At 44.8% G+C, this 26,927-nt stretch carries 17 protein-coding genes and 3 tRNA genes; 4 read left to right on the forward strand and 16 right to left on the reverse strand.

The window, feature by feature from the left end:
* Window positions 1–209 precede the first annotated feature (209 nt).
* The gene (focA, locus tag L4D12_RS16535) at window positions 210–1,682 is read right to left on the reverse strand and encodes a formate transporter FocA (protein WP_428448947.1); all 1,473 of its coding nucleotides are present in this window, start codon (window positions 1,680–1,682) and stop codon (window positions 210–212) included.
* Between the two features lie 219 nt (window positions 1,683–1,901).
* Here focA and L4D12_RS16540 point away from each other — a divergent pair, with 219 nt between their 5' ends.
* Window positions 1,902–2,807: a LysR substrate-binding domain-containing protein gene (locus L4D12_RS16540; protein ID WP_428448948.1), complete on the forward strand. Its 906-nt coding sequence runs from the start codon at window positions 1,902–1,904 to the stop codon at window positions 2,805–2,807.
* A gap of 366 nt (window positions 2,808–3,173) precedes the next feature.
* Here the strand turns inward: L4D12_RS16540 and pflA are convergent, their stop codons facing one another.
* From pflA to ycaO, 8 genes are all read right to left on the reverse strand, one after another.
* On the reverse strand, window positions 3,174–3,917 hold the full coding sequence (gene pflA / locus L4D12_RS16545) for a pyruvate formate lyase 1-activating protein (protein WP_428448949.1): 744 nt from the start codon (window positions 3,915–3,917) through the stop codon (window positions 3,174–3,176).
* 119 nt (window positions 3,918–4,036) lie between these two features.
* Window positions 4,037–5,257, reverse strand: coding sequence for an EAL domain-containing response regulator (locus L4D12_RS16550; protein WP_428448950.1), 1,221 nt, complete (start codon window positions 5,255–5,257; stop codon window positions 4,037–4,039).
* The gene (locus L4D12_RS16555; RefSeq protein ID WP_428448951.1) at window positions 5,257–9,315 is read right to left on the reverse strand and encodes a transporter substrate-binding domain-containing protein; all 4,059 of its coding nucleotides are present in this window, start codon (window positions 9,313–9,315) and stop codon (window positions 5,257–5,259) included. The genes L4D12_RS16550 and L4D12_RS16555 overlap by 1 nt, the downstream gene beginning before the upstream one ends.
* Window positions 9,312–10,919, reverse strand: coding sequence for a response regulator (locus L4D12_RS16560; RefSeq protein ID WP_428448952.1), 1,608 nt, complete (start codon window positions 10,917–10,919; stop codon window positions 9,312–9,314). The genes L4D12_RS16555 and L4D12_RS16560 overlap by 4 nt, the downstream gene beginning before the upstream one ends.
* A 574-nt stretch (window positions 10,920–11,493) precedes the next feature.
* Entirely contained in the window at window positions 11,494–12,411 is a 918-nt protein-coding gene (locus L4D12_RS16565; RefSeq protein WP_428448953.1) for a VirK/YbjX family protein, read from the reverse strand.
* 325 nt (window positions 12,412–12,736) lie between these two features.
* Window positions 12,737–15,010, reverse strand: coding sequence for a formate C-acetyltransferase (gene pflB / locus L4D12_RS16570; RefSeq protein WP_428448954.1), 2,274 nt, complete (start codon window positions 15,008–15,010; stop codon window positions 12,737–12,739).
* A 195-nt stretch (window positions 15,011–15,205) separates the two neighbouring features.
* On the reverse strand, window positions 15,206–16,720 hold the full coding sequence (locus L4D12_RS16575; protein WP_428448955.1) for a DUF3360 family protein: 1,515 nt from the start codon (window positions 16,718–16,720) through the stop codon (window positions 15,206–15,208).
* A 513-nt stretch (window positions 16,721–17,233) separates the two neighbouring features.
* Window positions 17,234–18,988: a 30S ribosomal protein S12 methylthiotransferase accessory factor YcaO gene (ycaO, locus tag L4D12_RS16580; protein WP_428448956.1), complete on the reverse strand. Its 1,755-nt coding sequence runs from the start codon at window positions 18,986–18,988 to the stop codon at window positions 17,234–17,236.
* Between the two features lie 235 nt (window positions 18,989–19,223).
* Between ycaO and L4D12_RS16585 the strand changes: the two genes are divergently transcribed.
* A complete protein-coding gene (locus L4D12_RS16585) occupies window positions 19,224–19,529 on the forward strand; it encodes an ArsR/SmtB family transcription factor (RefSeq protein ID WP_428448965.1) in 306 nt (101 codons plus the stop codon).
* Between the two features lie 66 nt (window positions 19,530–19,595).
* On the opposite strand, the gene L4D12_RS16590 is transcribed toward L4D12_RS16585, so the two are convergent.
* From L4D12_RS16590 to xthA, 3 genes are all read right to left on the reverse strand, one after another.
* The gene (locus L4D12_RS16590) at window positions 19,596–21,326 is read right to left on the reverse strand and encodes an ABC transporter substrate-binding protein (RefSeq protein WP_428448957.1); all 1,731 of its coding nucleotides are present in this window, start codon (window positions 21,324–21,326) and stop codon (window positions 19,596–19,598) included.
* A 171-nt stretch (window positions 21,327–21,497) separates the two neighbouring features.
* Window positions 21,498–22,148, reverse strand: a complete 651-nt coding sequence (grxB, locus tag L4D12_RS16595) for a glutaredoxin 2 (RefSeq protein ID WP_428448958.1) — start codon at window positions 22,146–22,148, stop codon at window positions 21,498–21,500.
* Between the two features lie 20 nt (window positions 22,149–22,168).
* Window positions 22,169–22,975 carry an exodeoxyribonuclease III gene (gene xthA / locus L4D12_RS16600; RefSeq protein ID WP_428448959.1) on the reverse strand — a complete coding sequence of 269 codons (807 nt, stop codon included), beginning with the start codon at window positions 22,973–22,975 and terminating at the stop codon, window positions 22,169–22,171.
* 208 nt (window positions 22,976–23,183) lie between these two features.
* Between xthA and L4D12_RS16605 the strand changes: the two genes are divergently transcribed.
* Entirely contained in the window at window positions 23,184–23,432 is a 249-nt protein-coding gene (locus L4D12_RS16605) for a GlsB/YeaQ/YmgE family stress response membrane protein (protein ID WP_428448960.1), read from the forward strand.
* Between the two features lie 139 nt (window positions 23,433–23,571).
* Window positions 23,572–24,516, forward strand: coding sequence for a glutathione S-transferase family protein (locus tag L4D12_RS16610; RefSeq protein WP_428448961.1), 945 nt, complete (start codon window positions 23,572–23,574; stop codon window positions 24,514–24,516).
* 51 nt (window positions 24,517–24,567) lie between these two features.
* Here L4D12_RS16610 and L4D12_RS16615 read toward each other — a convergent pair whose 3' ends face one another.
* From L4D12_RS16615 to L4D12_RS16630, 4 genes are all read right to left on the reverse strand, one after another.
* Complete coding sequence (locus tag L4D12_RS16615; RefSeq protein WP_428448962.1) at window positions 24,568–26,280, reverse strand: response regulator; 1,713 nt, start codon at window positions 26,278–26,280, stop codon at window positions 24,568–24,570.
* Window positions 26,281–26,460: 180 nt separating this feature from the next.
* Window positions 26,461–26,545 (reverse strand) — tRNA-Tyr (locus L4D12_RS16620).
* Window positions 26,546–26,608: 63 nt separating this feature from the next.
* A tRNA-Tyr gene (locus tag L4D12_RS16625) sits at window positions 26,609–26,693 on the reverse strand.
* Window positions 26,694–26,756: 63 nt separating this feature from the next.
* Window positions 26,757–26,841, reverse strand: a tRNA-Tyr gene (locus tag L4D12_RS16630).
* Between the last annotated feature and the right edge of the window lie 86 nt (window positions 26,842–26,927).

Genomic DNA, 26,927 nt, shown 5'->3' on the forward strand with positions numbered 1-26,927 from the left:
TCGATCACGGCACTTTAATAGGTGGCGCAATCGTTTGCGGAGGGTTTATACCACAATATTATCACGTCAATACAGATAATTTCCGATATAACTGTGGTTATTTTTATTTTGATGAGGAGCTTAACGGGGATGGGGAGAAGATGCAAAAAATAGCCTACCCGAGCACTGGGTAGGCTATGACGTTATAGAATTATTTTTCTAGAACTTATTTATGCAATTTCAGCTTGTGCTTTAATTGCTGGTGTATCCGTAACAGATACGATGTTGCCATATACAGGACGTAGCGCCTGTACGATCTCCTGGCGAGTAATAATGCCGACTAGACGGTCATCCTTAACCACTGGGAAGATATGAGGACGGTTTACAACCATGTTACGTGCACGCTCGTTCAGAGAGAGTGTGGTGAACTGGGTTGCAATGCCGCCGCTTGAGACGGGGTACAGAACATTTTTGTCAATGCTCATGTATTCTGCGATTTCAAGAATAGAATTTTCTGGTGTCACAGTCTGAATTTCGTGTTTCATCAGATCTTGCACTTTGCTTTCAGCGTCTGGGATGTAGTCCTTACACCACAGATCAACCATTGCATCATGGATGGAGAAGAAACCAACTAAACGCTGATCGCTGGTCAGTACTGGTGCACCGGATAAGTTTTCCGCTAGCAGAATATCAAGCGCTTGAGCGATTGGCATTGCAGGTAGCAGAGTAACGGTGGCAGGGCGCATGTGATCATTTACGAGTAAGTCTTCTTGTATCATAGTCGTATCCATTCTTAATACATTAGAATTTGAAAAGTCAGGGGTGATCAGTGTCGCTGTTTCATGGTGCTCTTTCGGTGAGCTGAAAATAGCCCAGTAAGTGAGTCCAACCAGAACGCCGCCGCCGACAATATTGCCCAGTGTCACCGGAATAAGGTTGGCGAAAATAAAGTTATGCACATTGAGGTCGGCATATTGATCTGGTGATACGCCGAGGTTGATCCAGAATGATTCTGGTGCCATGTTCTGGATAGCAATACCCAGTGGAACCATAAACATGTTGGCAACGCTGTGTTCAAACCCCGTGCTCACGAACATGGCGACAGGCAAGATCATGATTGTCATTTTGGTCATCATGCTGGTTGAACAGAATGTCATCCATACCGCAAGGCAAACCAATAAGTTACACAAGATCCCAAGGGCAAAGGCTTCAGCCGGTTGATGGTGAAGTTTATGCTGCGCAATATTCAGTGCATTTAGTCCCCACTGGCCGCCATCGAGCTGGTACAAACCTGCTGTGGTTACCAATAGGAGTAGCAACATGGCGCCAATAAAGTTGCCAAAGTACACCTTGCCCCACGTTGCCAGCATTTTGCCTGTTGTGATGTGGCGGTTGGCACGGGCAATGGATGACAGTACGGTACTGGTGAATAGCTCACCACCACAAATAACCACCAGAATCAGGCCCATACTGAAAGCGATTCCGCCTAACATTCGATTTACGCCCCAGTTCATCACGGTATTACCCGTGGTGACGGTGATATAAAATACAAATGCTAGACCAATGAATACACCGGCAGTGATTGCGAGAGCAATGGTGGTGCGGGTTGGCTTCGATGCCTTACCGACCGCATAATACTCCGCTTGTTTCATCATCTCTTTCGGAGTGAGATTATTGCTACTGGATGTTGTTGCCGCGCCCATCTCAATAGCCTCCTTGTAATAGACCGATACTCAGACCGGGATGGGTTAAACACAGATTGCTTGATAACGTCACGTTTCCTCCTTGCTGTGGATAGTGAGCCCAGTCAGAATAACTCTTTAAAAAACAGTGAGTAAAATTGATATTTATTTTAACTCTCATCACTTATCTTGATATGCTTGCGTTCACGCATTTAGTCGCGTTATTCAGGGAGAATATTTATGCGTTATTCGCTCAAGCAACTGGCTGTTTTTGAAGAGGTTGCCAGTACGCGGAGTGTCAGCAAGGCTGCAGAAAACCTGGCCTTAACTCAGTCTGCGGCCAGTATGGCGTTATCGCAGTTAGAAAAGTTACTTGGTCGGGCACTGTTTGAACGTCAAGGTAAGCAGATGGCACTGACTTACTGGGGGGCCTGGCTTCGCCCACGGGCCAAACAGTTATTGTTTGATGCTCAGCAGATTGAATTAGGTTTTTACGATCAGCATATCGTGAGCGGTGAAATTATGGTGGCGGCAAGCCAGACGGCGGCTGAGCACCTGTTACCTGACCTTATCAGTATTATTGATAAAGACTTTCCAGAATTAAGGATTCAACTTGATGTGCGAAACGCTCAAAAAGTTGTTGATAATGTTCGTAATTTTGATGCTGAGTTAGGGATTATTGAAGGCCGTTGTGATGATAGTCGGCTTGAGCAAGAAGTGTGGTGCCATGACCACTTAGTGATTATTGCCTCGAAGCATCATCCGTATGCAAATTTGGAAACGGTCAGTTTTGCTCAGCTTGAGCAGGCTAAGTGGGTTTTACGTGAACAAGGTGCTGGTACCCGGAAAAGTTTTGAGAGTGCGTTACATGGGGTGATCGAAGACCTGGATGTTTGGCGTGAATATGAGCAAATTCCTGTACTTAGAACATTGGTGAAGAATGGGCCATACTTAAGTTGCTTGCCTTATTTGGACGTAGTTAAGTATATCAACCGTGGTGAATTAGTCGCATTGAATGTTCCTGAGCTGAATATGCAACGGACTTTATCGTTTATTTGGCGAGCAGATTCGATTGAAAACCCACTGCGTGATTGTATTCGCCGAGAGGCGATTCGGATGATAAAAGATCGAAAAGGTGAAATGTAAAAGTATCATTTTAATTGATGATATTCCACATAGTTACTTATATCAATATTAATGCATAATGGCGTATTTTTGCGTTACCTTCTTTTTTGACTGGATTAAACTGCAGCGAAATGAGTGTTATTGTGTAATATTACAACAACATTTAGTTGTGTTCTGGTTTGTGTGACAATATTTGACGTGAATGTGCGTATCAATACATATCATTATTATTGATGCTTGATTTTTGTAAGATTTATTGATGTTTTACTGTGGGATACAGCGTCTATATTGCTATACACCTTGAAAACAGGTCGTAGCGCAAGAACTGTGCAATACAATTAATAAAAAGGAGAGCATTTGCTCTCCTTTCTTATATCGCTAGGGGAATTAATACATTACTTTGGCTTGAGTATAGCTACTGATGATTGCTTTGATATTTTCCATCACTTCTTTTGATGGTGGTTTTACACCTGCTAATGGGTAATCAAAGCCCATCGCTTCCCATTTGTGCTCGCCGAGCTGGTGGTAGGGCAGCAGCTCGACCTTCTCGATGTTATCCATATCTTTGATAAAGTCACCCAAGAGGTGAGCGGAACGTTCGTCATCGGTATAGCCGGGAACAATCACGTAGCGAATCCACGTTTTCTGACCGCGCTGATGTAGGTAGCGAGCAAAGTCCAATACGCGCTTATTAGGCACGCCGACCAAATTTTTGTGAATGCTGTCGTCAAGCTGTTTGAGATCCAGCATGACCAGATCAGAGGCATCCAGCAGTTCATCCACCACGTCAGTATGCTTACGAATATAGCCATTGGTATCGAGGCAGGTGTGAATACCTTGTGCTTGGGCTGCGCGGAAAAAATCACGGACGAATTCTGGTTGAAGCATCGCTTCACCGCCAGAGGCCGTCACGCCGCCACCAGAAGCATTCATGAAATGGCGGTAAGATGTCGCTTCTTTGATCAATTCATCGACAGTGATTTCTTTACCGTCATGCAAATCCCAAGTATCTCGGTTGTGGCAATACTGGCAGCGCATCAGGCAGCCCTGCATAAAGACGATGAAACGGATCCCCGGACCATCAACGGTACCGCAGGTTTCAAAAGAGTGGATTCGACCGATTGCTGACATTACGTAATTTCTCCGCTTATGCGTGTTTTGGGTGTTATTTTATTACAAACGACACAGCGAAAGTAGCTAAATACATCCGTATCCTCAATATGATAATTGGGTCGAGAATGTATTGGCCTTTAATCAGTCTGCCAGCAGGTGTTTTGGTGCTGATGAGTCACTTTTTGTTGCCAATTTGCGTGCCAGAGGGCCAGTTCGTGAACTGGAATAGGTTTGCTGATATAAAATCCCTGCGCCCATTGGCACCCCATTTGCTCAAGCAGATGCCATTGTTGTCGATTTTCTACGCCTTCAGCGATAGTCAGCAGCGATAGCCGGGTTGCTAATAGCAGGCTGGCTTCGACAATAGCTTGTGCGGTCATGCTGTCTGGCAATGCCTGAATAAAGCCTCTGTCTAATTTAAGTGATTCAAAAGGGAGTAGTTCAAGTTGCTTGAGGGATGAGTAGCCAGTGCCAAAATCATCAATCGAGAGTTTGAATCCATACATGCCTAATCGGGATGCAGCTTCTAACCCCAGTCCTGTATTCTCTAAGGCGTCAGACTCTGTGATTTCAAAGGAAATGAGCTGGCTTATGGTTGGGAATGGCTGGGCTAGGGCAATGATTTTGTCGACAAAACCATCAGCGATAAGGGTCTGTGGGGTAATATTCACTGCCACCTTACGACCTTGTAACAATGGGGCGTGAGTGAGGATGTAGTGGATTGTTAGCATAGCTAGATCAGCATCTTGTCCCTGCGATGAGAGCTGCTCAATAAAGCTTTCCGGCGTATAGTGGCCAAAGGTCGGATGTTGCATTCTGATCAGGGCTTCGCAGCTCACCCATTGCCCGGTTTTGAGATCAACAATCGGCTGAAAATGCGGAACAAACCATTTTTCAGCCAACGCTGCGGTGATATCTTTCGCGGTTAAACTAACCTGATTTATATCCGGTATTATAGGTTGGTTAAAGCGGGATGCCAGATAAAGCTCGGCTTTATCCAGTAACTGGTGAAGGTTGTCAAATGACGTGGGTTTAGTCAGTGTGCCGATGAGTTCAAGTTGGTAGTTTTGACACATTTTTCCGACGGAGCGAATGACAGACGGGCTGGCAGCACTGGATATAATAATCCCCCCTTGATATTTCTGTTGAGCGAGATGGCTTAAGAATGTTATGCCATCCATTTCGGGCATATTCAGATCACAAATTAAAATATCTGGCTTATACGCAGCCATATGTGTTAGTGCCTCCTTACCTGTGGAGGCAAGAGATATAACGTGGTGGCTATGATTCGCCTGCTTGATCTGGTTGGTCAGGACTTGTTGCTGGAAGGGGTGATCTTCGACCAGTAATATATGCATTACAGTTGTTCCACTTGATCTTGCAGCGCAGTGATAAGACTCAATGTATTCGGTAGCGTGGTGTGTTCTATATTACCAATCATTGCCATTTGCTCTATGGTTTCGCAGTGATTGGCCATTGCATGATATGCCATCATTTTTGCTGCGCCTTTCATTCTGTGGCTGATTTGTTGGACGGCTTCAATATCAAGGTTGTCTACGGCGATAGCAAGATCACTATAGTCTATCTGACAGCTCGTGAGATACTGGTGCATAAATTCAATGCAGACGGAAGGCTCACCAAACATGCTGATCAGCTGTTGAATCGCAATTGGCCCGTTTGGCATATTGATATTAGCGTCAGAGTGCATGCTAATGCAAATATCATCAACAGTGGGGGCCGATTGTGGGAGATCGAATGCCCAATCAATGGGTTCTGCCTTATCAGTGTTGGCTGGTGGAAGAAACTCCCCCAGATCCCAGATATCATCAGGCGTGAAAGAAGGCTCATTGGGGGAGGATGGCAGCCAGTGCGCTAAGGTCTCAGCCAAGACAGGGATGGATACAGGCTTGGTTAAATATGCATCAAATCCATGCTTATCAAGGTATTCAGTTTCACTGGTCGTGGTATTGGCTGTCAACATGATAACGGGTAGCTGAAAGTTCGGGTGTGAATCCGAAGCCGGTATGAGTGCTTGTTTCTGGCGTATGGCTTTGATTAATCCATAACCATCTAATATTGGCATATGGCAATCAGTGATTAATAAGGCGTAGCGTTGCTGATCGAGCGCCTCTAATGCTAAAAGCCCATTGTCGACGATATCAGCATAATAGCCTAATCGTTGTAGCTGCTGTTTGATGATTTGTTGGTTGATCGGGTGATCTTCAGCGACGAGTAGCAACTGTCCCCGCACTATTGCCTGTTCGCGACTGATTGTCAGTAGCGGTTCTTCCATGTGTTCATGCAGGACGTTGAGTGGCGACTCGGCATGAGTGACCAGCGCATGATACAACTGACATGGAAGTAGCGGCATCGCGGAAATGATCCAACCATTAGCCATGGGCTCGGGGGAGAACATTACGGCATCAGACATTACGATCACCCGTATTGTTGAACACAAGGGATCCCAAGCGATGTCATTGCAGTGCTGGTTCATCCAGTGATGAGAGATAAACACGGTGTCTAATTGATGTTGATTAACCCACTTTGCCAGTTCAGTGACAGAATTTGGTTCTCCGTTGAATGTCTTACACTGCCAGTAAGACAGGTAGTGTGGCAGTGCGATGTCATTGCTTAGTGTACGACCTACAAGGCCGCAGCGCCGATCCAGTATTGGCTGGTTGGCTGGTGTAATGATCTTTGTGACCAGACTAAAACTAAATGATGTACCTTGCTGTGGTGTACTTGCTACATTTATTTCGCCCCCCATCAGCGTCACTATTTGACGACAAATTGAGAGTCCGAGTCCGGTCCCGTTGAAACGTCGCTCTGTACTGACATCCGCTTGTTCGAACGGTTGGAATAGTTTTCCGATATCCTGTTCGCTGATCCCTATCCCTGTGTCTGTTATTGTAAATCGTAACGTTTGATGTATATCATCTTGGGCAACCACGTCAATTAATAGCGAGATTGTTCCTTGCTCGGTAAATTTAGAGGCGTTATTGAGTAGGTTGTTCAGTACTTGCTTCAGCCGGAGTTCATCGACATATAGCTGGGTAGCCACGGATGGATCTTGCCAAAGCTGAAAGGTGAGTCCTTTTTGCTGCACATGAATAACATGCGGTTGTACCAGCGTGCTGATCAGTTCTGTGAGCATGCTAGGTACGGGTGATAGGGTCAGTTTACCCGCTTCAATTTTAGAAAAGTCGAGCACATCATTAACGATATTCAGCAGGTTATGAGCTGAGTGATTCAGGTTTGTGTAGATGCTACCAATATTGGGTTGGTGTTTGGCATAGGGTTCCATTAGCTCTAGCAGGCTCATCATTCCGCTGATCGGTGTGCGGATCTCATGACTCATCATGGCCAGGAAGCGGGATTTCGCCTCAGTTGCACTTTCAGCCAGCGTCCGAGCACGTTCGAGTTCAAGTTGTTGCTTTTTCATCTCGCTGATATCAATCAGGATACTGGTCCACTGCCATCCGTTATTCAGAGGCAGGATTTGGCTGCGGATTTCTATCCACTGTTTTTGGCTTCCTGTGGACTGTAACTGTAGCTCTGTTTGCCAATAACCGCGGGTAATAGCACGGCGTATTTCAGTAAATAACCAGTTACTGTCATTGCGCTGACGAAGTAAGTCAACAATCAATGCTGGACGGTCTCGGAGAGTCTGAGCTGGCAGTCCGATGAGGTCGGTGATGGTATCGCTGACAAATAATAATTCAATATCTTCAGGGTCTTTACTTCGCTGGTGGTGCTGTAGCAGGATACCGTCAAAATTATTGGTCAGGTAGGTTAGCTTTTCTTCAATACTTTTGCGTTGGCGAATTTCATTATTGAGTTTCCTCGTCCAATAAAGAAAGGTCGCAATGATCACCGTTATAAGTCCTATTAACCCAATTGCCCATAAGGCGATTTGGTTGATTGATATTCCGCTGGTCAGTGTGACGGTGTTCCATTTATTTTTAATACTAATTAATTGATCCGGTGGTACGGCCGCCATGGCTTTATTCAAAATATCTTTTAATAATGAATTATGCAGTGACATGGCAATGCCGACAGGTTGAGCTTGTCTGTCGACTTTGGAGGCGAGTACCCGGAGTTTGCCAAGAAGCGGCCCTTGCAACAGTTGTGATGCGCTGGCCAGTGAGATCACGGCGGTATCAATTTCGTTGTTCTCGATCGCCTGCAACAAGGCTTTGCTATCGGGATACAGGATAATCGGGTTTTGCGAATAAAGCTGTGTGGTCAGTATCTCCCCAAATTGGTTAGCAACACTACCAATGCGGATTTGCGTATTGATATAGTCTTGGTTATGACTGACAGGCGCTACCATCACCCATTTTTCTTGACTATAAGGCTGGGTACAGTTGAGGATTTGGAGTCGCTCTGGTGTACAGGTTACTGCAGCGACAGCATCCAATGTCCCAGCATCCAGCTGTGCCAAAATATCGTTAAAATTAGCATTGACGATAGGCACCATGGTGATATCGAGTTGCTGGGTTAGCTGGTTAAGCACGTCTGCGCCGAGGCCCGCCATCTTGCCGTCCTCATCAGTAAACTGAAAGGGATAATCGCTGGGATGGTAGGCGATCTTGAGCCTATTTCGTTGTTCTAACCAAGCTGATTCTTCGTCAGTGAGGTTGAGACTGTTATTGTGGGATAAAAGCGCCTGCTGATTTTTTGATAACCAGGTATTGTATATCGTCGCTAACGCATCTGGGGTCAATCTATCCAGGGCTTTATCCAATTCGGTGATAATATTTTCTTGCTGCTTATGCGCCGTGATATACAGACGTTCATAGGGGACATCTTCAAGTAAATTTAAGTGGAGCTTACCTTCGGTGTTGTGATGGTTTTGCATCTCATCAAGCGTGATGGCATTACCAATATAGGCATCGGTTGTACCGTGTTCTACGGCAATAAACGCTTGGTTACTGGTCGGGAAAGAGACCAGCTGAAGTTTATTCGCGGCTAATTGCTGGAATTGTTCACCGATAGCAAATCCCTGCTCAAGGGCAATGAGCTTATCATTGAGTTGATGAATATTATGAAGTGAACTTGTTCTGGTAATCGCCGCCATGGGGATGATCATCAACGGCTGACTAAATGCCATGTTTTTTTGTCGTTCATACGTGGATGAGACACCAACCAGAATATCGATTTCATTATTATCGATAGCTTGCAGAACCTCTGAGAAGTTTGGGTAGAGGTGCGTCTCTATGGTGAAATCACTGTCTTTTACCATTTCATCAAACAGCGCGGGCAGTAGACCTGATACCTTACCATCCTCTGAAACGTAGGAAAAAGGAGCCCAGTCAAACGCCGGATAGCCCACTTTTAAGATTGTTTTGTTGTGGCTATCGGCCCAAACAATGTTAGGGAGTAATAATAGTATGCACAGCAATAATCGGGTCATACGGTGATCTGCCCTTTGGCTTGTGTTGTCATGGTCTGGACTGGTGTTTGTAAGATGGAATTGGTGTCTTGCAACTGGCTGTACCATGCGGGTCTCTGCGGTAATGATTCAAAGACCCAGCGGGCTTGGATAAAGGTTTCACGTGTTGCCTGATTCAGCTCAATCAAGTTATCGCAATACAGGTTGATCAGAGAGTAAGCCAGCATGATGTCAAAACGATTGTGTTGCCAAGCTTTTAAAATGGCAGAAGTAGCCTGCTTAGGTGAGTGTTCGTAGCATCGTAATGCGTTGTGATACTCAGTATCCTCGGTTAGGAGGTAGCGATACTCTTTAATCCATTGATACTTTATCGCTCTATGGCTGCCATAGGTTTCTTGAGTACAAAGCAATGCTGCCTTTGCAAGGGTTTGTCGCATAGCCGTACGCATACCCAGTTGCTGATAAATATTGAATAAGATAAATTGAAAGCCATAACTGTACTTGGTCTCATGGTTTTGGTGGATATTCTTTAGCTGTTTGAATGCCATTAAAGTGTGTCCTTGCTGGATTTTTTGCCAGGCGTTTAACAGCTGTAAAAAAGGCCGCTCGGAGGTCATGATCCCCTGTTTCTGGCTAATGCCACACCATAGTTTTTCTAGTGAATAGTGAGATTTGTTCGGCTGCTGCAACATCCCCCAGGCCAACAAGCATCGTCGGTCATTGTTATCCCACATTGAACTTGGTAATAGTCGGCTACCGTCACGGACAATTTTATCGATGTGGCCACGTTCGGAGAACAGCGCTAGCTCGATCAGTAGCAGACCAAATACGCGTTCAAAATTATAATGGCTGAGCTGATGAGCTTGCACCCAAGCTTCATAGCCTTGTTTAAAGTGCTGATTAGCAAAATAGGTGCGGGCGGCAAGATCAAGGACCTTAATATGCCGAGGATGTATCTTAAGCATGTCATTGATTAATTTACATGCAGGTATATTTTGACCTGTCCGGTGTAATAATTCGGCCAGTAACAGCTTGGCTGGTAGGTAATTATGTTGCTGGGTCACGCTGGTTAATATCGATATAGCTGCCTCACTCATATCATTGCGAGCCAGTCTCTTACACAGGTGCGTAATGGCTAAACGAAAGCTTTTTTCACTGCTCGCCTGCTGCAGAGCGTGTTTTGCTCCCGTGACAGTGTGAGTGCGATAAGCCTGCCATACGGTATTGTTTAGCTCTTGCTGACTAAAATTAATCCTGAGGCGTTGCTGTAAAATATCTTGGCGTAGGGGTTTGATTAGGTAATCGTCTGGCTCAAACTCGGCAAAGGCCATGACGATAGGTAGAGAATCGTCAGCGGTGATAATGAGAACCAGAGGATGGTGGTCGAGTAACCGCAAACGATGTAATTGCTCTAGAAGCTGAAGTCCAGACTGGCCGTTGCCGAGGTTAAAATCCAGTAGCAAAATATCAATCGTGTTTGCCTTGCATAGCAGTAGTCCATCGGCAGCATTACTGGCGGTATAAATCTGGCTTGAGGTAAAGCCTGCTTTTAAGAGGACGGCTTTGGTTGTCTGCTGGATTATATGGCTGTCATCAACGACTAGAACGGTTTTGGTGTGCAACATTAAAGACCATGGACCTACTGCGATTCGTTAATTGTCAGTCCTTGATGAGACAATAACAGAAACTATCTAGTGCTAAGTAGACGCTCGATTCCATTGAGCATTAATGAATACGCAAGTTACCTCAAGATGCTCGTTTCAGCGAAAAGGTATTGGCTGCTAATTAAGGCGTAGATTTGTAGACATAGTGGTTCTACGTTAAAAATTAGCAACGAGGAGTAGACGTTAATAAATCTCGCCCTCGGAAGTGATTCAATGCAATCACTTCAGTGTCAAATGTCCTTGATAGGAACATCATTCATTCAGACATTTTCCTAGCATTGAAAGCGCTGAGCTCACTCTGAACCCTGCATCTTGAGGTGACTTGGGTATATTGCAAAAGTTGATTGGATTATACCGGATCTTATCCAATACCGAATAGTACGTTTGTTTTGATAGCGATCGCTATTTGATAAATAAATGAGTGGTCAGAAGTATTTACTGAAAAAAATCGAATAAAAACCGACACGAATAGGCCGGTTTTATCTTTAATTATGCGCCATCATGTGTTGAGATGGGCGTATAGCAAGGTCAATGTCTACTTGTTAGGTTGAGGGCGAAGACGCAGTTTTTGTTCCAACGTTTCTGTCATGAGATCTAGCCATTCATAGCGACGGCGGTACATAGCTCGCTTAGGGCGTGATATTTCTTCTGGTGCCTTACGGATGTCTATGTTACTTAACTCGACAAAATCGCGGTTATATTCAGCCGCATTTAATGCCCGCCAGTGGGCATCATAATCTGCTTTTACTTTTCCTTTCTCATAACGGCGGGCGCGATAGATGTGCGCGCGGTTACGGACCGCCAGAATATGATCGACTTGCCAAATATTCGCTATGATAGTCAGCATTTTGATCATTAAGTCTTTTGGTCGTAAACCATGAAGTGTTTTTGTAAGGGCTTTGATTTTCACGTTGTTTTCAGCTGAGCTTGATGGCCCCTGGATTCCACCGATTGCCAGTTCTCGCCCCTTTTCTCCATCCATAATAGAAAATGACACTGCGTAGAAAGGCAGCCCTTTACTATCAAGTAGCTTTAATGTCATTTCTCCTTCTTTTTGATAACGCGCATCAAACATAATCGCGAGACGGTAATCGTCATCGTTGACACTAAAGCGAGTTAGCTCTAAACCCGGTTGTGCTTGATAGATGGCCTGGGTTGTTACGACGGGTAAATATTGCGAGACAAATTGATAGTGCTTCACTACCTTCTCTGCCCGCTGAGCCGGGGAGCCTTTGACGGTTAAATAGGGCCGCATAGGCTTTTCAAGAAAGCGGTTATGCAGCGTCAGTAATTTTTCCAGCATATCAGGCGCAATGCCAGTTTGTAGTCTGTTTAATGATGAACGGAAGAGTGATGCACGTAAAAGGAATTTCAGTCGGTATTGCCACAATGGATGGTATTTTTCAGCCAGCTCATCAGGATAGGTAAGTTTTGCAAGATGCATTAAAGACATTGGTGTGGACATAAGTGATATTTAAACGGAGTTGTCGTGTAGGGCATACTACGAGCCTAATTTCTTATACTCAACACGGTGCAAGCTAAGAGGTTGAATTATCCTGTATTAAGGATGATATTGTAATATTATTTAACCTGTAACAAGTTGAAAAATAGAGATTATTTTACATAAAAACGTGTTTGTATTGAATTGTACGATATTTGTTTTTTATGTCGAGAAGATGCGATTTTGAGGGGGAACAAGCCGATATAAAAAAACCGGCCATATAGGCCGGTTTATATTCTTCGGCTACCTAAGCAGCACAGAAGAGATCAGCACTCAATTATAGAGATGCTGTGAAAGTACGAGCGATAACGTCAGCCTGCTGTTCAGCAGTTAGAGAGTTAAAACGCACAGCATAACCCGATACACGGATAGTTAACTGTGGGTAGTTCTCTGGGTGCTTAACTGCGTCTTCTAGAGTTTCGCGGTTAAGAACGTTAACGTTTAGGTGTTGACCACCCTCGATGCCTGACTCATGGTGGAAGTAACCATCCATTAGACCAGCTAGGTTAGTTTCTTGAGTATCAAGATCTTTACCTAGTGCGTTTGGAACGATAGAGAAGGTGTAAGAAATACCATCTTTAGCGTGTGCAAACGGTAGTTTACCTACAGAAGTAAGTGAAGCTACAGCGCCTTTTTCGTCACGACCGTGCATTGGGTTAGCACCTGGTGCGAAAGGAGCACCTGCACGACGACCGTCTGGTGTGTTACCAGTCTTCTTACCGTACACAACGTTAGAAGTGATAGTAAGGATAGACTGAGTAGGGATCGCATCACGGTACATTTTGTGAGTACGGATCTTGTTCATGAAGCGCTCAACAAGGTCACATGCGATGTCATCAACGCGTGAGTCATTGTTACCGAACTTAGGATAGTCACCTTCGATTTCGAAATCGATAGCGATGCCATCTTCGTCGCGGATAGGCTTAACTTTAGCGAACTTGATTGCAGATAGTGAGTCAGCAGCAACAGATAGACCTGCGATACCACAAGCCATTGTACGCTTGATATCACGATCGTGTAGAGCCATTAGCGATGCTTCGTAGCTGTACTTATCGTGGCTCCAGTGAATAGCGTTTAGCGCAGAAACGTAAGTCGTTGCTAACCAATCCATGAAGTGATCTAGACGATCCATAGTATCTGCATAATCAAGAACTTCAGCAGTTACTTTTTCAGTCTTAGGACCTACTTGAATCTTAAGCTTCTCATCCATACCGCCGTTGATTGCGTAAAGCATAGTCTTAGCAAGGTTAGCACGAGCACCGAAGAACTGCATTTGCTTACCAACAACCATTGGAGATACACAACAAGCGATTGCGTAATCGTCTGAGTCCATGTCTGGACGCATTAGGTCATCGTTTTCGTACTGGATAGAAGACGTATCGATAGATACCTTCGCACAGAACTTCTTGAAGCCTACAGGTAGTTGCTCAGACCAAAGAACAGTGATGTTTGGCTCTGGAGAAGGACCCATAGTGTATAGGCTGTTTAGGAAACGGAAGTTTGAACGAGTAACTAGTGTACGACCGTCAAGACCCATACCACCCATTGATTCTGTTGCCCAGATTGGGTCACCAGAGAATAGCTCATCGTACTCAGGAGTACGTAGGAAGCGAACCATACGTAGTTTCATTACGAAGTGGTCGATCATTTCCTGAGCTTGGGCTTCAGTGATCTTACCTGCAGCGATATCACGCTCGATGTAGATGTCTAGGAAAGTCGAAGTACGACCTAGAGACATTGCAGCACCGTTTTGTGATTTAACAGCAGCTAGGTAGCCGAAGTAAGTCCATTGGATAGCTTCTTGTGCAGTTGTTGCAGGAAGAGAGATATCACAACCATACTTAGCAGCCATAGTCTTGATTTGACCAAGAGCACGGTGCTGTTCACAGATCTCTTCACGACGTTGCATAGTCATTTGAAGATCTTCGCCTTTCTCAAACATTTCTTCTAGAGAAGTGAATTGAGCTAGCTTATCAGCCATTAGCTTGTCGATACCGTATAGTGCGATACGACGGTAGTCACCAATAATACGACCACGGCCGTATGCATCAGGAAGACCAGTTAGAACACCAGACTTACGACATTTGATGATAGAAGGTGTGTAGATATCGAAAACACCTTGGTTGTGTGTTTTACGAAGCTCTGAGTAAACTTTCTTGATAGTAGGATCTAGTTCACGACCGTATACTTTGCATGAGTTTTCGATCATGCGGATACCACCGTTAGGGATCAAACCACGCTTAAGAGGCGCGTCAGTTTGAAGACCTACGATAGTTTCAAGTTCTTTGTCGATGTAGCCTGCATCATGTGCAGTGATAGTAGAAACAACGTCTGTATCGAAATCAACAGGTGCGTGAGTCGCGTTTTCCTGCTTGATGCCTTCCATTACAGCAGCCCAAAGCTTAGCTGTAGCTGGAGTCGCTTCTGTTTCTAGGAAAGAACCGTCACCCTCGAAAGGAGTGTAGTTTTTTTGGATAAAGTCACGAACGTTTACTTCGTTCTGCCAATCACCAGCTGTGAAGCCTTCCCATGCAGCAAATTGCTCTGCCATGACATACCTACCTTTTTAGTAGAAAAAACACGTGTTGCGTAGACTGTTGAGCCAGCCCCGTCCAAGAACGGACAACACACTTTTAGTAACAATAATACGGATAATCGAATAGACATATTACACGATTTGATTATTCGTATTAGTGCTAGCAAACACCAATGAGAGAGGGCAGTGTATGAACACTGCCCTTCATTATTATAGTAGTGCTGGAATACCGTACTGGTCTTCAAACATACCGACTGCAAGCATAGCAACCACACAGATCACTAGTACGCCTACAGGAATAATAACTTTGTCAGCGAAAGATAGACGCGCTGCGCGCTCTTTATCGCCGATCAGGCCGTTGTTGTCCAGTAGCATGGTTAGCGCCCACGCCAATACAGGGTTAACAACAGCAGAGGCGAAGATACAGATACCTGCGGCCTGTGAGCCTTTCGCATCTTTAACCATCTGCATACCCGCTTCAAGTAGTGGCAGTGAGACACCGACAAGAAGTGCAACACGCATTACCGGAGGCCATACCGCGATATCCATCGGGAAGCCAAGGATAGCAATGATCATCACTAATAGACCAAGCAAGATTGAACCTGCTGGGATTGGGCGTTTCGCGATTGCCGCAGGGATCATGTAAGTACCCCAAGACGACGTGATGTTACCACCGCCCACTGCGGTACCAACCATTTGACGAACAGAACACATGGTCATAGTATCATCAACATCCATCAGTACTTTATCGGCACCTTTTGGATAGTTTAGCTCTTGGAAAATACGGTGGCCAAGGAAGTCTGGCGACCACATAGCAACAGCTAGAATGGCAAATGGTAGCGATGCAATGAAGTGTTGCATGTTTGGTAGACCAAGCATCCAACCTTGTTCTGTATTGCCCCACCAGTAAACTGGATTTAGGTTTGGTAAACCTGTTTCTGTTACAAACTTGATGTCAAAGCCCGCGCCAAGAATTAGCGCAATGCTTAGGCCTGTAACTGCACAAACAGGAATAGCCAACCAACGCTTGTTCACTTTTGCAAGGAATGCGTAAAGCGCAATCGTTACTGCAAGAACAATTAAGCCGACATACCCCATGCTGCCCGCCTCAACCGTTGGTGATTGAAGGCCAACAGCCCATTCCTGGATTGACGTGATTTGGCTCATGGTGCCTGTCAAACCTAAGAATATCAGCAAACCACCAGCGGTGCCTTCTGAGGTGAGATTAACCAGTTTCGACCCACCTTTTAGGAAGCTCAAAATTAGGCCAAAAACACCAATTAAAAGAGCCAATGCCAGAGGGTGTGCACCGGCAAGAGCGATCGTGCCGATAAGAGGGATCATTGGCCCATGGTTGCCTGCAAGGTTCGCGCGCGGGTTGAAAAAGCCCGAAGCAAGAACACAGAAAAGCAACGCTGGAATTAACATTTCTACACGTGCAACTTCGATCGCGAACTCTTTACCAAGATTGACGTGATCCCAAGCTGCAGTTAGGCCTTCGGCCCAGGACATCATTACCGCAGAGTACATCGCGATAATGCCAATAGTACCTGCTAGTGCAGGAACCAGATCTTCCAGTTCAAAACGGAAATCACGCCCAGGAAGGTTTAGCTTCCAGCGACGCGGCTTCATGATTTTTAGCTCATGATCAAGATAGTCTGAACGACTAGCGAAGTCAGATGCAGGGCGGTGTAGCTCCTGATAACTTCTTTCTTGTGATGACATAAGTGCCTCGTTCTACGTTAAAAATAATTCTTATTGTTTTGGTGTAAATACAATCTTGTAGCCTGAAAAGTTACCGATTCAGGTGCTGCGCTACGTGAATGTAATTAATTTTCACCAAATTTGAACGCAGTGTACCGTTTGTCCATAAAAATGGAATTGATCTTGATCACTCTCGCTAAAATATTCTAAGAAGATACCTAAAAAAAATTGAGTGTAAAGTCTAAATGTTAGGGACTATGAAAGAAATTTAATAATCAAAGTAGAGGTTTAAAATGGAATTGATGAGAGTATTTTATTCTTAAGTGATTGTTTATTATTTTATTTTTTTGTTTTGTAACGAGGTGAGTATTTTCAGTGAGTGATACTAATAAAGTGTCATAACAATGTCGAAAAAACAGCCATTACGTTCAACTTTTTTTGAATTTATGAATTTAATGGTGTGTAATCAAAGTACAGTTTAAGCCATGCCAGCACGAAGGCTGGCATGGGAAAAAGTGCGATTTAGTGATGTAATTACGCGTTGGCTTGCTTGGCGGCTTGTAGTTTATGGTAAGACGCCAGCAGTTTTTGGTGCGCAGGGAACTGACTCATACTGAGATCGCCTGCGGTTAGGCCATAGAAGCGCACGGTGCCTTCAATTGAACCCCATGCCGCAGCCACCGTTTCTTTCCCGTACATACGTTCAAAAACGGCTTTGTATTGTTCAGGATCACGATTTTCATCTAGGACCAGTTGCAAGCTGGCAACCAGACATCGGAAGAAACAGGCACGTTCTGCTGAATAGGTTGACACATTGTAATCGACACACCAGCGGGCTTGCTCAAGTGCCAATTCGAGATCACCACCCGCCAGTGCGAGTAAGCATTTAAGCTCGCCAATACGCAGGGTCTGCCACGCATCACCTGCTTGAGGAACTAAGCCAATAATTTCGTATAAGCGGTTAGCGTCATCAAAGTCTTCTTCTTCTAAGATGCTATACATTTCGGCATATTGTTCCGCATCCCATTCGACACTTGGCAGCGCTAGGAACGTCTCACGTAGTTCCATTGCAACATTATTATTGGCTTCGATTAATTCTTCAATCGGGTAGATTTCAGACCAGCCAGGTACGATGATACGGCAGCAATCTACGCCTAGGTGATTGTAGTCAGTGATGTAAACTTCGCTATTTTCTTTGGCAAAAATCCCCATCAGGTGATTAAATTCTTCCTCTGAACTACCATTGAAATTCCAGTCAACAAAATCAAAGTCGGCTTCATTTTTGAACAGCTCCCAAGAGATAAGGCCTGAAAAATTAATGAAGTGAGTTTCAAGGTTATGGTGATCGGCCACTTGTTCGTTGTCGAATGATGGCGCTGGGAAAACGTCTAAATCTTTCAGATCACGGCCTTGCAGTAATTCAGTAACCGCGCGTTCCAAAGCAACCTCGAAACGAGGATGAGCCCCAAAAGCAGCAAAGCAGGTGCTGTTTTTCGGATTCAGTAAGGCCACACAGAGCACCGGATATTTACCACCGAGTGAGGCGTCATAGCAGTAAATTGGGAAACCTTTAGCTTCTAAGGTATCAATGGACTCTTTAATGCTCTGGTAGCGGTTGATCACGTGAGCCGGGATCTCTGGTAGGCTGATACGTTCTGCAATAATGCGGTTCTTGATGCTATGTCCGAAGACTTCAGACAAGCCTTGAGTACGGGCTTCCATCTTGGTGTTGCCTGCAGACATGCCATTTGAAACATACAGATTACCAATGATATTCATCGGGATGTATACCGTTTCTTTATCGCTTTGACGCTCAAAAGGCAGACAGCAGACACCGCGTGCCATATTGCCCGATTGTAAATCGACCAGATCGGTACCCAACAGCTCCATGGTTGGATCGTAAAATTGGGTTAGGTGCTCATCCAAGATCCCTTCTGGTGGCAAATTTTCCTCTAATTCGATTGGGAACCATTTTTCATTTGGGTAATGGACAAATGCACTGTTGGCAATGTCTTCCCCCAGATAATAATCAGCGTAGAAAGAGTTAGCGGATAGATGCTTGAAATATTCTCCCAGGGCTGATGCTAAAGCGGCTTTTTTGGTAACACCCTTACCCTTGGTGATGTTCATTGGTGCATCAATATCATGCATATGCACAGACCACACATTAGGGATAGGGTTAATCCATGAGGTTGCTTCAATATTAAAACCAAGTTGCTTTAGCTTGGACTGAAAATGCTCGATAGACACTTCAAGCGCGGCATCTTTACCTGGAATAAATGTTTTCATTATCGATCTCGTAGGAGAATATTGAGTGGCGCAGAATTATACCTAATTCTTATCAAGATACCTAAATGTGAACCTAATCAATGAAATTCAATGTGTTAGTGGAGGCGTTTTAGATTTATCTCTTGTTATTGCTCGATAGTGGTATGGCGTAGGCCGAGCCAGACAATGGTGTGAGATAGATTTGAACTGGTTATTTCTGTTATTATCGAAGTATTAATTGACTTGGAGAGTGATGATGGATCTCGATGTGGTCGCTAAGGCGCTGAAAGAATTAGGCCACCCGACACGGCTGTGTGTCTATAAGCATTTGGTGAAAGCGGGATATGATGGTTTACCCGTTGGCAAACTGCAAGAAGAGCTAGGGATCCCAGGCTCAACATTATCTCATCACATTTCGGGATTGGTTTCTGCCGGGTTGATTAAGCAACTGCGAGATGGACGAACATTATACTGTGTCCCGCAGTACGATATGCTAAATGGCGTGATTGGTTTTTTACAAGATGAGTGTTGTAGTGCTACCTCTTCTCGCCATAAGTCCTGATCCTGAACGCTTAAATTAGTCATATGGTTATGCCGCTGAACTCAATAGTTTCGCGGCAGATCTCCTTCATTTATCCACGTTGTCTAATGCTACAGCAGTGTGTTGTATCGGCTTCAACGCCAGTACATGCAGGAGTCTTTCTGGTGCTTGTGGCCATGCCAGCGGGCTGGCTACCGGATTTTCTTTACTAAACCAGCCTTCGAAACGCTGGGTATTATATTGATAAAATTGCACCGTATTATATAACGGTACAGTGATTTGCTTACTAGCAATGAGCTGGTTAAGTTTTTGAATAATGCTTAATCGCTGGTCTGGATTAGCCGCAACCGGGAATTGTGCGAGTAGGCTGTCTATTTGTGCGTCTTTGTAAAAATGCATCGCATAGCGTGGATATTGCGTTGCCTGATACGTGCTGTTAAATGCCGCATCGAAATACCGGAATGGTGTTGGGCCTTGTGGGTAGTTGGTTAATGCCAGTTGATAATCGCCCAGTGAAAGCTGTTCAATAAATTGATTGAAATCGGTTTGTTCTGTATTTACCTTGATACCAATTCGGCCCATCATCTCGCTGATTAATAATGCGGTAGTATTGAAATCAGACCAGCCATTGGGCGTTAAGAGAGACAGTTCCAACGCATCGCCTGATGGGCGATCTCGCCAGCCATCTCCGGTATGGTCAATAATCCCCAGTTTATCTAGCATGCTGGCAGCTAGCAGAGGATTAAATGTCATATAGGGAAGGTATTTCTCGGTACTCACCGGATCTATCCACTGTTTAAATCGCTCACTGATCCCCGATGCGTAACGCGATGGCTCACCTTGACCAAAAGCGGCAATATCAATCAATAGTTGGCGCTGGACTGACATCGAGATCGCCCGACGGAAGTCGATGTGATTGAATAGTGCTTGAATTTCCGGATCGGTAGCTTTGAAATTGAACATCAGGCTGATATTACTGGCAGGCGGTAACCAGTATTTAAAATCCGGAGAGAGAGAGGCGTAATGTCGCTCAATGTCTGGAATGAAACTACCGCTCCAATCAAATTCACCCGTTGCAATGCGTGCAATAAAATCATCATTGTTGCTGACTCTCGGATAACGCAAGCAGTCAATATGGCGCTTGTCTGCCTGCCAATACCGCGGGTTGGCGCATTGAAGGTAGCCGTTATCATCAAGCTCGCTGATCTCGGTAAAGGGGCCCGTGCCGATAGGCTTTGCATTCTCAAATGCAGAAAAATCCGTGACTGTCTTCCACTGGTGTTTAGGGACAATTGGATGCATCACTAAAACATTGGCGATCAGCGCATTTGGTTTCTTTAGGGTGAAATAAACTTCATGATTTGAGCGTTTCTCTATTTTTTTTACCCATTGGTTGATCCCTTGTGAATCAAGCTCAGGATGTCGTTGGATAATAGCGAAGGAAAACAGTACATCATCAGCGGTGAACAGGGTCCCATCAGACCAGTGAACATCTTTGCGAAGAATAAAGCTGATCCCTTTTAGATCGAGATCCAGCTGGTAATGAGTCGCTAGTCGATATTCAGGCAAGTTGTTTTGCAGGGTATTAAAAATGATCAATGGTTCAAAAATGAATTCATGCGTTGTCGGCATGCTGGATCGAGAATAAGGATTGAAGTTTGCACTAATCGCATCTTTATATTCTGGCACGATGGTCAGAATTGTACGTTTATGATGATCATCAGTTGCGGTGTAGCCGAATGAGGAAAAAATAAATAAAACAACCATTAAGGCATGATTGGCGGGGCGAAATAACAGTCTATCAATACAGCGAATCATTGTTTTATCCAGCGTAATTTGTGCGATATCCGTGCGGCGGGTATTTTATCCAACTAAGCGTAAAAATGCTTGGTTCGTGATCAAATAACTGTATACCCAAGCGAGCTTGATAGGCGCAATTAACCGTTGCCTCTATATGTAGAAGCAACGGTTAGGTGATATGCAGTGGGGTTACACCGCGACATCGTCGTATAACGCAATCCCTGTCAGTGTGGCCACCTCATCGATATATTGGCGAACTCTATCTGGAAACTGGACGCCTCTGATGACGGTTTGGTTACGTAATGAAGGGAATAAATTAATGTCATCATAACTGAGCTGATCATCACGCTCCGATGGCAAAACTAACCAATCGAGCATGGTAAATGAGGCATTTAAGTTAGACAGATATTCATTTGAATTGGCAAAAGCATCGGCAAAACTTTGCTCTATCATGGTCTGTTTATTTTGGGTAAACCATTCTTTGGCCTCATTGCATTGGAATTCAGGCAGTTCAATCATCATCCAGCGAGGAAAAAGCAAGCGACTACTCAATGGGCGGGCTTGTGTCGTCCAGGCCACAATGTTGTCATCATGACTCGCTGCGGCTAATTGTGGTTGGCCGTCAAGGGCATCGATGTAGGCTACGATATCGAGGCTTTCGGCCATGAAGCTGCCATCTTCTTTTTGCAGTATCGGAACTAGGTTGGCACCGACTTTTTCTATGCGAGCATCGACATCATGATTTTGCAAATAGACCCATTCAATATCGGCCTGTTTCAAGCCTGCAACCATCATGGCTTTGATACAAAATGGGCAGTGGTCAAAGATGAACAGCTTCATTGTCACTCCTTATTTTCCTGTTATTTGAATGATGACCAGATTGGTGCGTGATCGGACGGCTTTTCAATCCCTCGTAGTTCGTAGTCGATTCCCGCGTCAATACAGCGCTCAGCCAGTGACAGGGTGGCTAGTACCACATCAATACGCAGGCCGCGATTATCGACAAAGCCTTTTGAGCGGTAATCAAACCAAGAATATTGATCAGCAACGTCAGGATGAAGTTGGCGGAACGTATCGATAAAACCCCAGTTAAGGAGTGTCGCTAGCCATTCACGCTCAATCGGCTGAAATGAGCACTTACCAGTTTTTAGCCAGCGCTTAGCATTGACTGGGCCAATGCCAATATCAAGATCTATCGGGCTGATGTTGATATCCCCCATAATAATAAGCTCTTCATCTGGCGTATGATTATTATTGAGGTAGCTCATTAAATCGGCATAGAATTTTTCTTTCGCCGGGAACTTGGTCTCGTGGGCAATATTGTCCCCCTGCGGGAAATAGCCATTTAGGATTGTGACGGTTTTGCCGTTCTCTTGCTCAAACGTCGCCATGATCATTCGGCGTTGCGCATCTTCTGCGTCGGTCGGGAAGCCTTTTTGAATCGCGATCGGTTTTTGCTTACATAGCATTGCGACGCCGTAGTGGGCTTTTTGACCATGGAAGTAAACATGGTAGCCCATCGCTTCAACGTCTTCGAGCGGGAAAGCCTCATCATGTACTTTGATTTCTTGTAAGCCGATCACATCGGGTTGGTGTTTTTCAATCAGGGCTTGAAGTTGATGAAGGCGGGCGCGCAGGCCATTGATATTAAAAGATATAACTTTCATTATGGTATTCCAATATTGAGTCGGCATGAAACCGATATCCCGAGTAATGTCAATGATAGTAACATACATTCATAACGACGATGAATCGGGTTACTGGTGGCAATAATGGCTTCAGTAAAAGGCTTCTACTATGCTAATACCAGTTTGTTCTGGCAGGAAGCATGAACATTATGATCACTCATCAGGGATGTTAATGTGGAGAATACGCATGGGGATTTTTTCGTGGATTATTTTAGGTCTAATCGCTGGAGCATTGGCTAAGTGGTTGATGCCGGGTGATGATGGGGGCGGTTGGATTGCGACGATGGGACTTGGTATCGCTGGCGCATTTATTGGCGGTTGGGTGGGATCCTTCATTGGCCTTGGCACCGCGACTGGGGTCAATATAGGCAGTTTAGTCACCGCAACATTTGGGGCGCTGATTTTGTTATTCATTTACAACAAGTTTATACGTTAGCCATTTTAGCTGAGTGCCATTAACCGAGTTGCGATGGGTTGTTCAAGAGATTTGATGAACTTGACCAAGATTTCCCTCCCGACTTTTGCTTGGTCATTTTCTATAGTTGAGATATCAACGCGTGACAGAGGAAAATGGGATGGGCAAGTTAGTTAAGGGTATCTGGCATGACACCGACAAAAACAGTGGTGAGTTTATCCGTGAAGATGCGGGTTTTCGTGGCTGGCTAACGGCCGATGGTTGCGTGGGGCCTAATGGTCAAACCGGTTTTAAAGCCGAGCCTGGACGTTATCATTTATATGTTTCACTGGCGTGTCCCTGGGCCCACCGCTGTCTTATATTTCGTCAGCTTAAAGGCTTGGTACCGTATATAGACGTCACTATTGTGAGCCCTGATATGCGCAGTAGCGGGTGGGCGTTTACGCAGCCGGAACCACTTTATGGGCTAGCCTGCTTGTACCAGCTATACCGTAAGGCAAAGCCCGATTACACCGGTAGGGTCACTGTTCCGGTGTTGTGGGATAAGCAGATGGAAACGATTGTTAGCAATGAGTCGGCGGACATTATCCGGATGTTTAACTCCGCATTTAATGCGATAACCGGTAATCAGCAGGATTACTATCCAGCACTATTGCGTGACGAGATCGACTGTTGGAATGACTATATTTATCCTAACATTAATAATGGGGTTTATCGTTGTGGGTTTGCCTCCACACAAGAGGCTTACGATCTTGCTTATGATGATCTCTTTGCCGCGTTAGATAGGGTTGATGATCACCTTGCGATCCATCGATATTTAGTCGGGGGGAAGATCACCGAGGCAGATTGGCGTTTGTTCACCACCTTAGTTCGATTTGACGCAGTGTATGTCGGCCACTTTAAATGCAACAAGCAACGCATTGCTGATTACCCGAATTTACAGGGATATCTCAAGGATCTTTATCAGCAATCTGGTATCGCTGAAACGGTTAATTTTCATCAAATTAAGCGCCATTACTACTATAGCCACACTTCGATCAACCCAACTGGTATTGTAGCGAAAGGACCGATGTTGGATCTGACCTCTCCCCATGGCCGCCATTAGTCGCATTGCTAGGGAGGCTGGTCACCATATATAGATGGTGACCGGCTGATTTTAAGACGAATAGGTTAACCTAAATTGTTGAGTGCGCTTTTTATAGGGGAGTGCAAGACTCACCTGCTGCGGTGTGACTAGCTGTGTTGCCATTATGTCAAATAACCGATCGCGCCATTGTGACTGCTGATCGGGTAAGGGCATTGAAGCAATGGCTTGTAAGCTGTGTTTAAGCTTTTTATTATCAACCAAATTCAGTGTGATCATGCATTCAAGGCGACCTAAATTCGCTTCTGAACAGAGCGGATATGCATCGATAATAGCTTCGTAAATAGCCATGGCCGCAGAGGGTGCTTGTTGCAATTGCTGATAAGAATTAGCCAGTTGTACCTCTACACTCTGAACGGAATTAATAATCACAGCATTATCTCTTATATCCTTTAATCGACTTTCACTGTGTGGATCGAACTGATCCCGGTTGGCCAGAGTACGGTTGAATTCAGCGATTAATTGCGTTTCACCAAAGTGGATGAGCACGGGTAAGGCATCTGCGAGCATGACGGAAGGTAAACATGAAATTTGATCAAAATAGGTGGACAGACCGATAAGTAAACGACGTTTTGCTTTAAGTGTCTGCCCGTTTCCTAGGGCTAACCGCGCCGTGATGATATGACTATAACTAGTGAAAAAGGGTTGCTGACTAGGCAATATTCGGGCATGAGCCTTGTTACTAATGATCGCTAATTGTTGTTTTAGTTTATGGCGAAAGGTTATTGAGTGATTTTTGAAATAGGCTTTTTCAAAAATGGCGATGTACTCTGCGAAGCAGATGATCCACCCTACATCAATGATGGGTAAATGATTAGCCAATGTTGTTCCTGTTGTGGCTAATACGTCAATTTGTTCTAAGTTTGCGGCTAATTCGGCCACTTTTAATGCTCGATGGCTGATACTAGGTGTTAATTTTAATGCTTTTTTAGCAATATCAAGTGCATCGTAGTATTGTTTATTTTGTTCAAGGTAGCAGGCTAATTGATCATAGAGATCAATATTAAGCGGGGAGATGGCTATCTGTTTTTCAAGAATATGTATCGCAGCAGTCGTTTTACCATGGTGATGCTCATACTTTGCTTGAATCAGCCCTAATATTGGCGAGGGATTACGGCGTTCCAATATATCGCTATACGTTTTAACTTGCTGCCATTGATTGTCTTTGATCATGAGATCTAACAGCAATCCTTCGATTTTTTTATGATAGCCACTTTGTTTTAGTTGTTGTTTGCAGACTGAAATAGCTTTTGTTATTCCATCAGATTCTATTGCATTATAGATAGGGGCACGCAGGGCACAGGTGTTAAGGGTTGCGGTGAGATTTCGACGTACCATTTCAATGGTAACGGGTTTAGTGATAAAACTATCTGGTTCTACAGATAGGCTGGTTAAGATCACCTCCGTTGAGCGATCACCAGAAATCATAATAATACCGCAATGAGGTGAGATATGCTTACGTCGACGAAGCAAGCTAATGAGCTCACTGCCATTTAGGATCCCATCAAGATGATAGTCGACGAACAGAATATCATAAACATGTTGGCAACATTTGTTGATAGCATGCTCGTAGTTCAGTGAGATCGTAATATCTTGAACACCGATGCGACCGAGCACGTTTTTTAGCATTGTTGCAGCAACACGCTGATCATCAATAATAAGAATTTTGAGTGATCTCAATGTGTTTTTGGGGATTGCTGTGTTTAAGGTTTGCTGAGTAGGCATATCCTTATCCTGCCTCATATGCACTCTGTTGAGTTATTGGTACTCATGAGTATATAAGACATTTGGACACTAGGGGATTTAACTTGTTTGATATGGGAGGTTGGTACTGTCTATGGGGCGAGATGTCACTTTGAATACGCAATAAAAAAGCCAGCTGCTTGCGCAACTGGCTTGAAATAATGGTGGAGGGAGAAGGATTCGAACCTTCGAAGGCGGAGCCGTCAGATTTACAGTCTGATCCCTTTGGCCACTCGGGAACCCCTCCACGGGGTGTTGCTAATTGTCTTGGCTTTACAGCCAGAAACGCCGGAGCATTTCTTTAGAAAGATGGTGGAGGGAGAAGGATTCGAACCTTCGAAGGCRGAGCCGTCAGATTTACAGTCTGATCCCTTTGGCCACTCGGGAACCCCTCCACGGRGTATTGCTAATTGTCTTGGCTTTACAGCYAGAAAYGCCGGAGCATTTCTTTAGAAAGATGGTGGAGGGAGAAGGATTCGAACCTTCGAAGGCGGAGCCGTCAGATTTACAGTCTGATCCCTTTGGCCACTCGGGAACCCCTCCACGGGGTRTTGCTAATTGTCTTGGCTTTACAGCCAGAAACGCCGGAGCATTTCTTTAGAAAGATGGTGGAGGGAGAAGGATTCGAA

This window comes from Photobacterium nomapromontoriensis, assembly GCF_050336815.1.
GTDB classification, from domain to species: Bacteria; Pseudomonadota; Gammaproteobacteria; order Enterobacterales; family Vibrionaceae; genus Photobacterium; species Photobacterium nomapromontoriensis.

Bases quoted from the DNA above. Each gene is read 5' to 3' on its own strand.
- focA (WP_428448947.1), bottom strand. From the start codon at position 1,682: ATGGGCGCGGCAACAACATCCAGTAGCAATAATCTCACTCCGAAAGAG.
- L4D12_RS16540 (WP_428448948.1), top strand. From the start codon at position 1,902: ATGCGTTATTCGCTCAAGCAACTGGCTGTTTTTGAAGAGGTTGCCAGT.
- pflA (WP_428448949.1), bottom strand. From the start codon at position 3,917: ATGTCAGCAATCGGTCGAATCCACTCTTTTGAAACCTGCGGTACCGTT.
- L4D12_RS16550 (WP_428448950.1), bottom strand. From the start codon at position 5,257: ATGCATATATTACTGGTCGAAGATCACCCCTTCCAGCAACAAGTCCTG.
- L4D12_RS16555 (WP_428448951.1), bottom strand. From the start codon at position 9,315: ATGACCCGATTATTGCTGTGCATACTATTATTACTCCCTAACATTGTT.
- L4D12_RS16560 (WP_428448952.1), bottom strand. From the start codon at position 10,919: ATGTTGCACACCAAAACCGTTCTAGTCGTTGATGACAGCCATATAATC.
- L4D12_RS16565 (WP_428448953.1), bottom strand. From the start codon at position 12,411: ATGTCTTTAATGCATCTTGCAAAACTTACCTATCCTGATGAGCTGGCT.
- pflB (WP_428448954.1), bottom strand. From the start codon at position 15,010: ATGGCAGAGCAATTTGCTGCATGGGAAGGCTTCACAGCTGGTGATTGG.
- L4D12_RS16575 (WP_428448955.1), bottom strand. From the start codon at position 16,720: ATGTCATCACAAGAAAGAAGTTATCAGGAGCTACACCGCCCTGCATCT.
- ycaO (WP_428448956.1), bottom strand. From the start codon at position 18,988: ATGAAAACATTTATTCCAGGTAAAGATGCCGCGCTTGAAGTGTCTATC.
- L4D12_RS16585 (WP_428448965.1), top strand. From the start codon at position 19,224: ATGGATCTCGATGTGGTCGCTAAGGCGCTGAAAGAATTAGGCCACCCG.
- L4D12_RS16590 (WP_428448957.1), bottom strand. From the start codon at position 21,326: ATGATTCGCTGTATTGATAGACTGTTATTTCGCCCCGCCAATCATGCC.
- grxB (WP_428448958.1), bottom strand. From the start codon at position 22,148: ATGAAGCTGTTCATCTTTGACCACTGCCCATTTTGTATCAAAGCCATG.
- xthA (WP_428448959.1), bottom strand. From the start codon at position 22,975: ATGAAAGTTATATCTTTTAATATCAATGGCCTGCGCGCCCGCCTTCAT.
- L4D12_RS16605 (WP_428448960.1), top strand. From the start codon at position 23,184: ATGGGGATTTTTTCGTGGATTATTTTAGGTCTAATCGCTGGAGCATTG.
- L4D12_RS16610 (WP_428448961.1), top strand. From the start codon at position 23,572: ATGGGCAAGTTAGTTAAGGGTATCTGGCATGACACCGACAAAAACAGT.
- L4D12_RS16615 (WP_428448962.1), bottom strand. From the start codon at position 26,280: ATGCCTACTCAGCAAACCTTAAACACAGCAATCCCCAAAAACACATTG.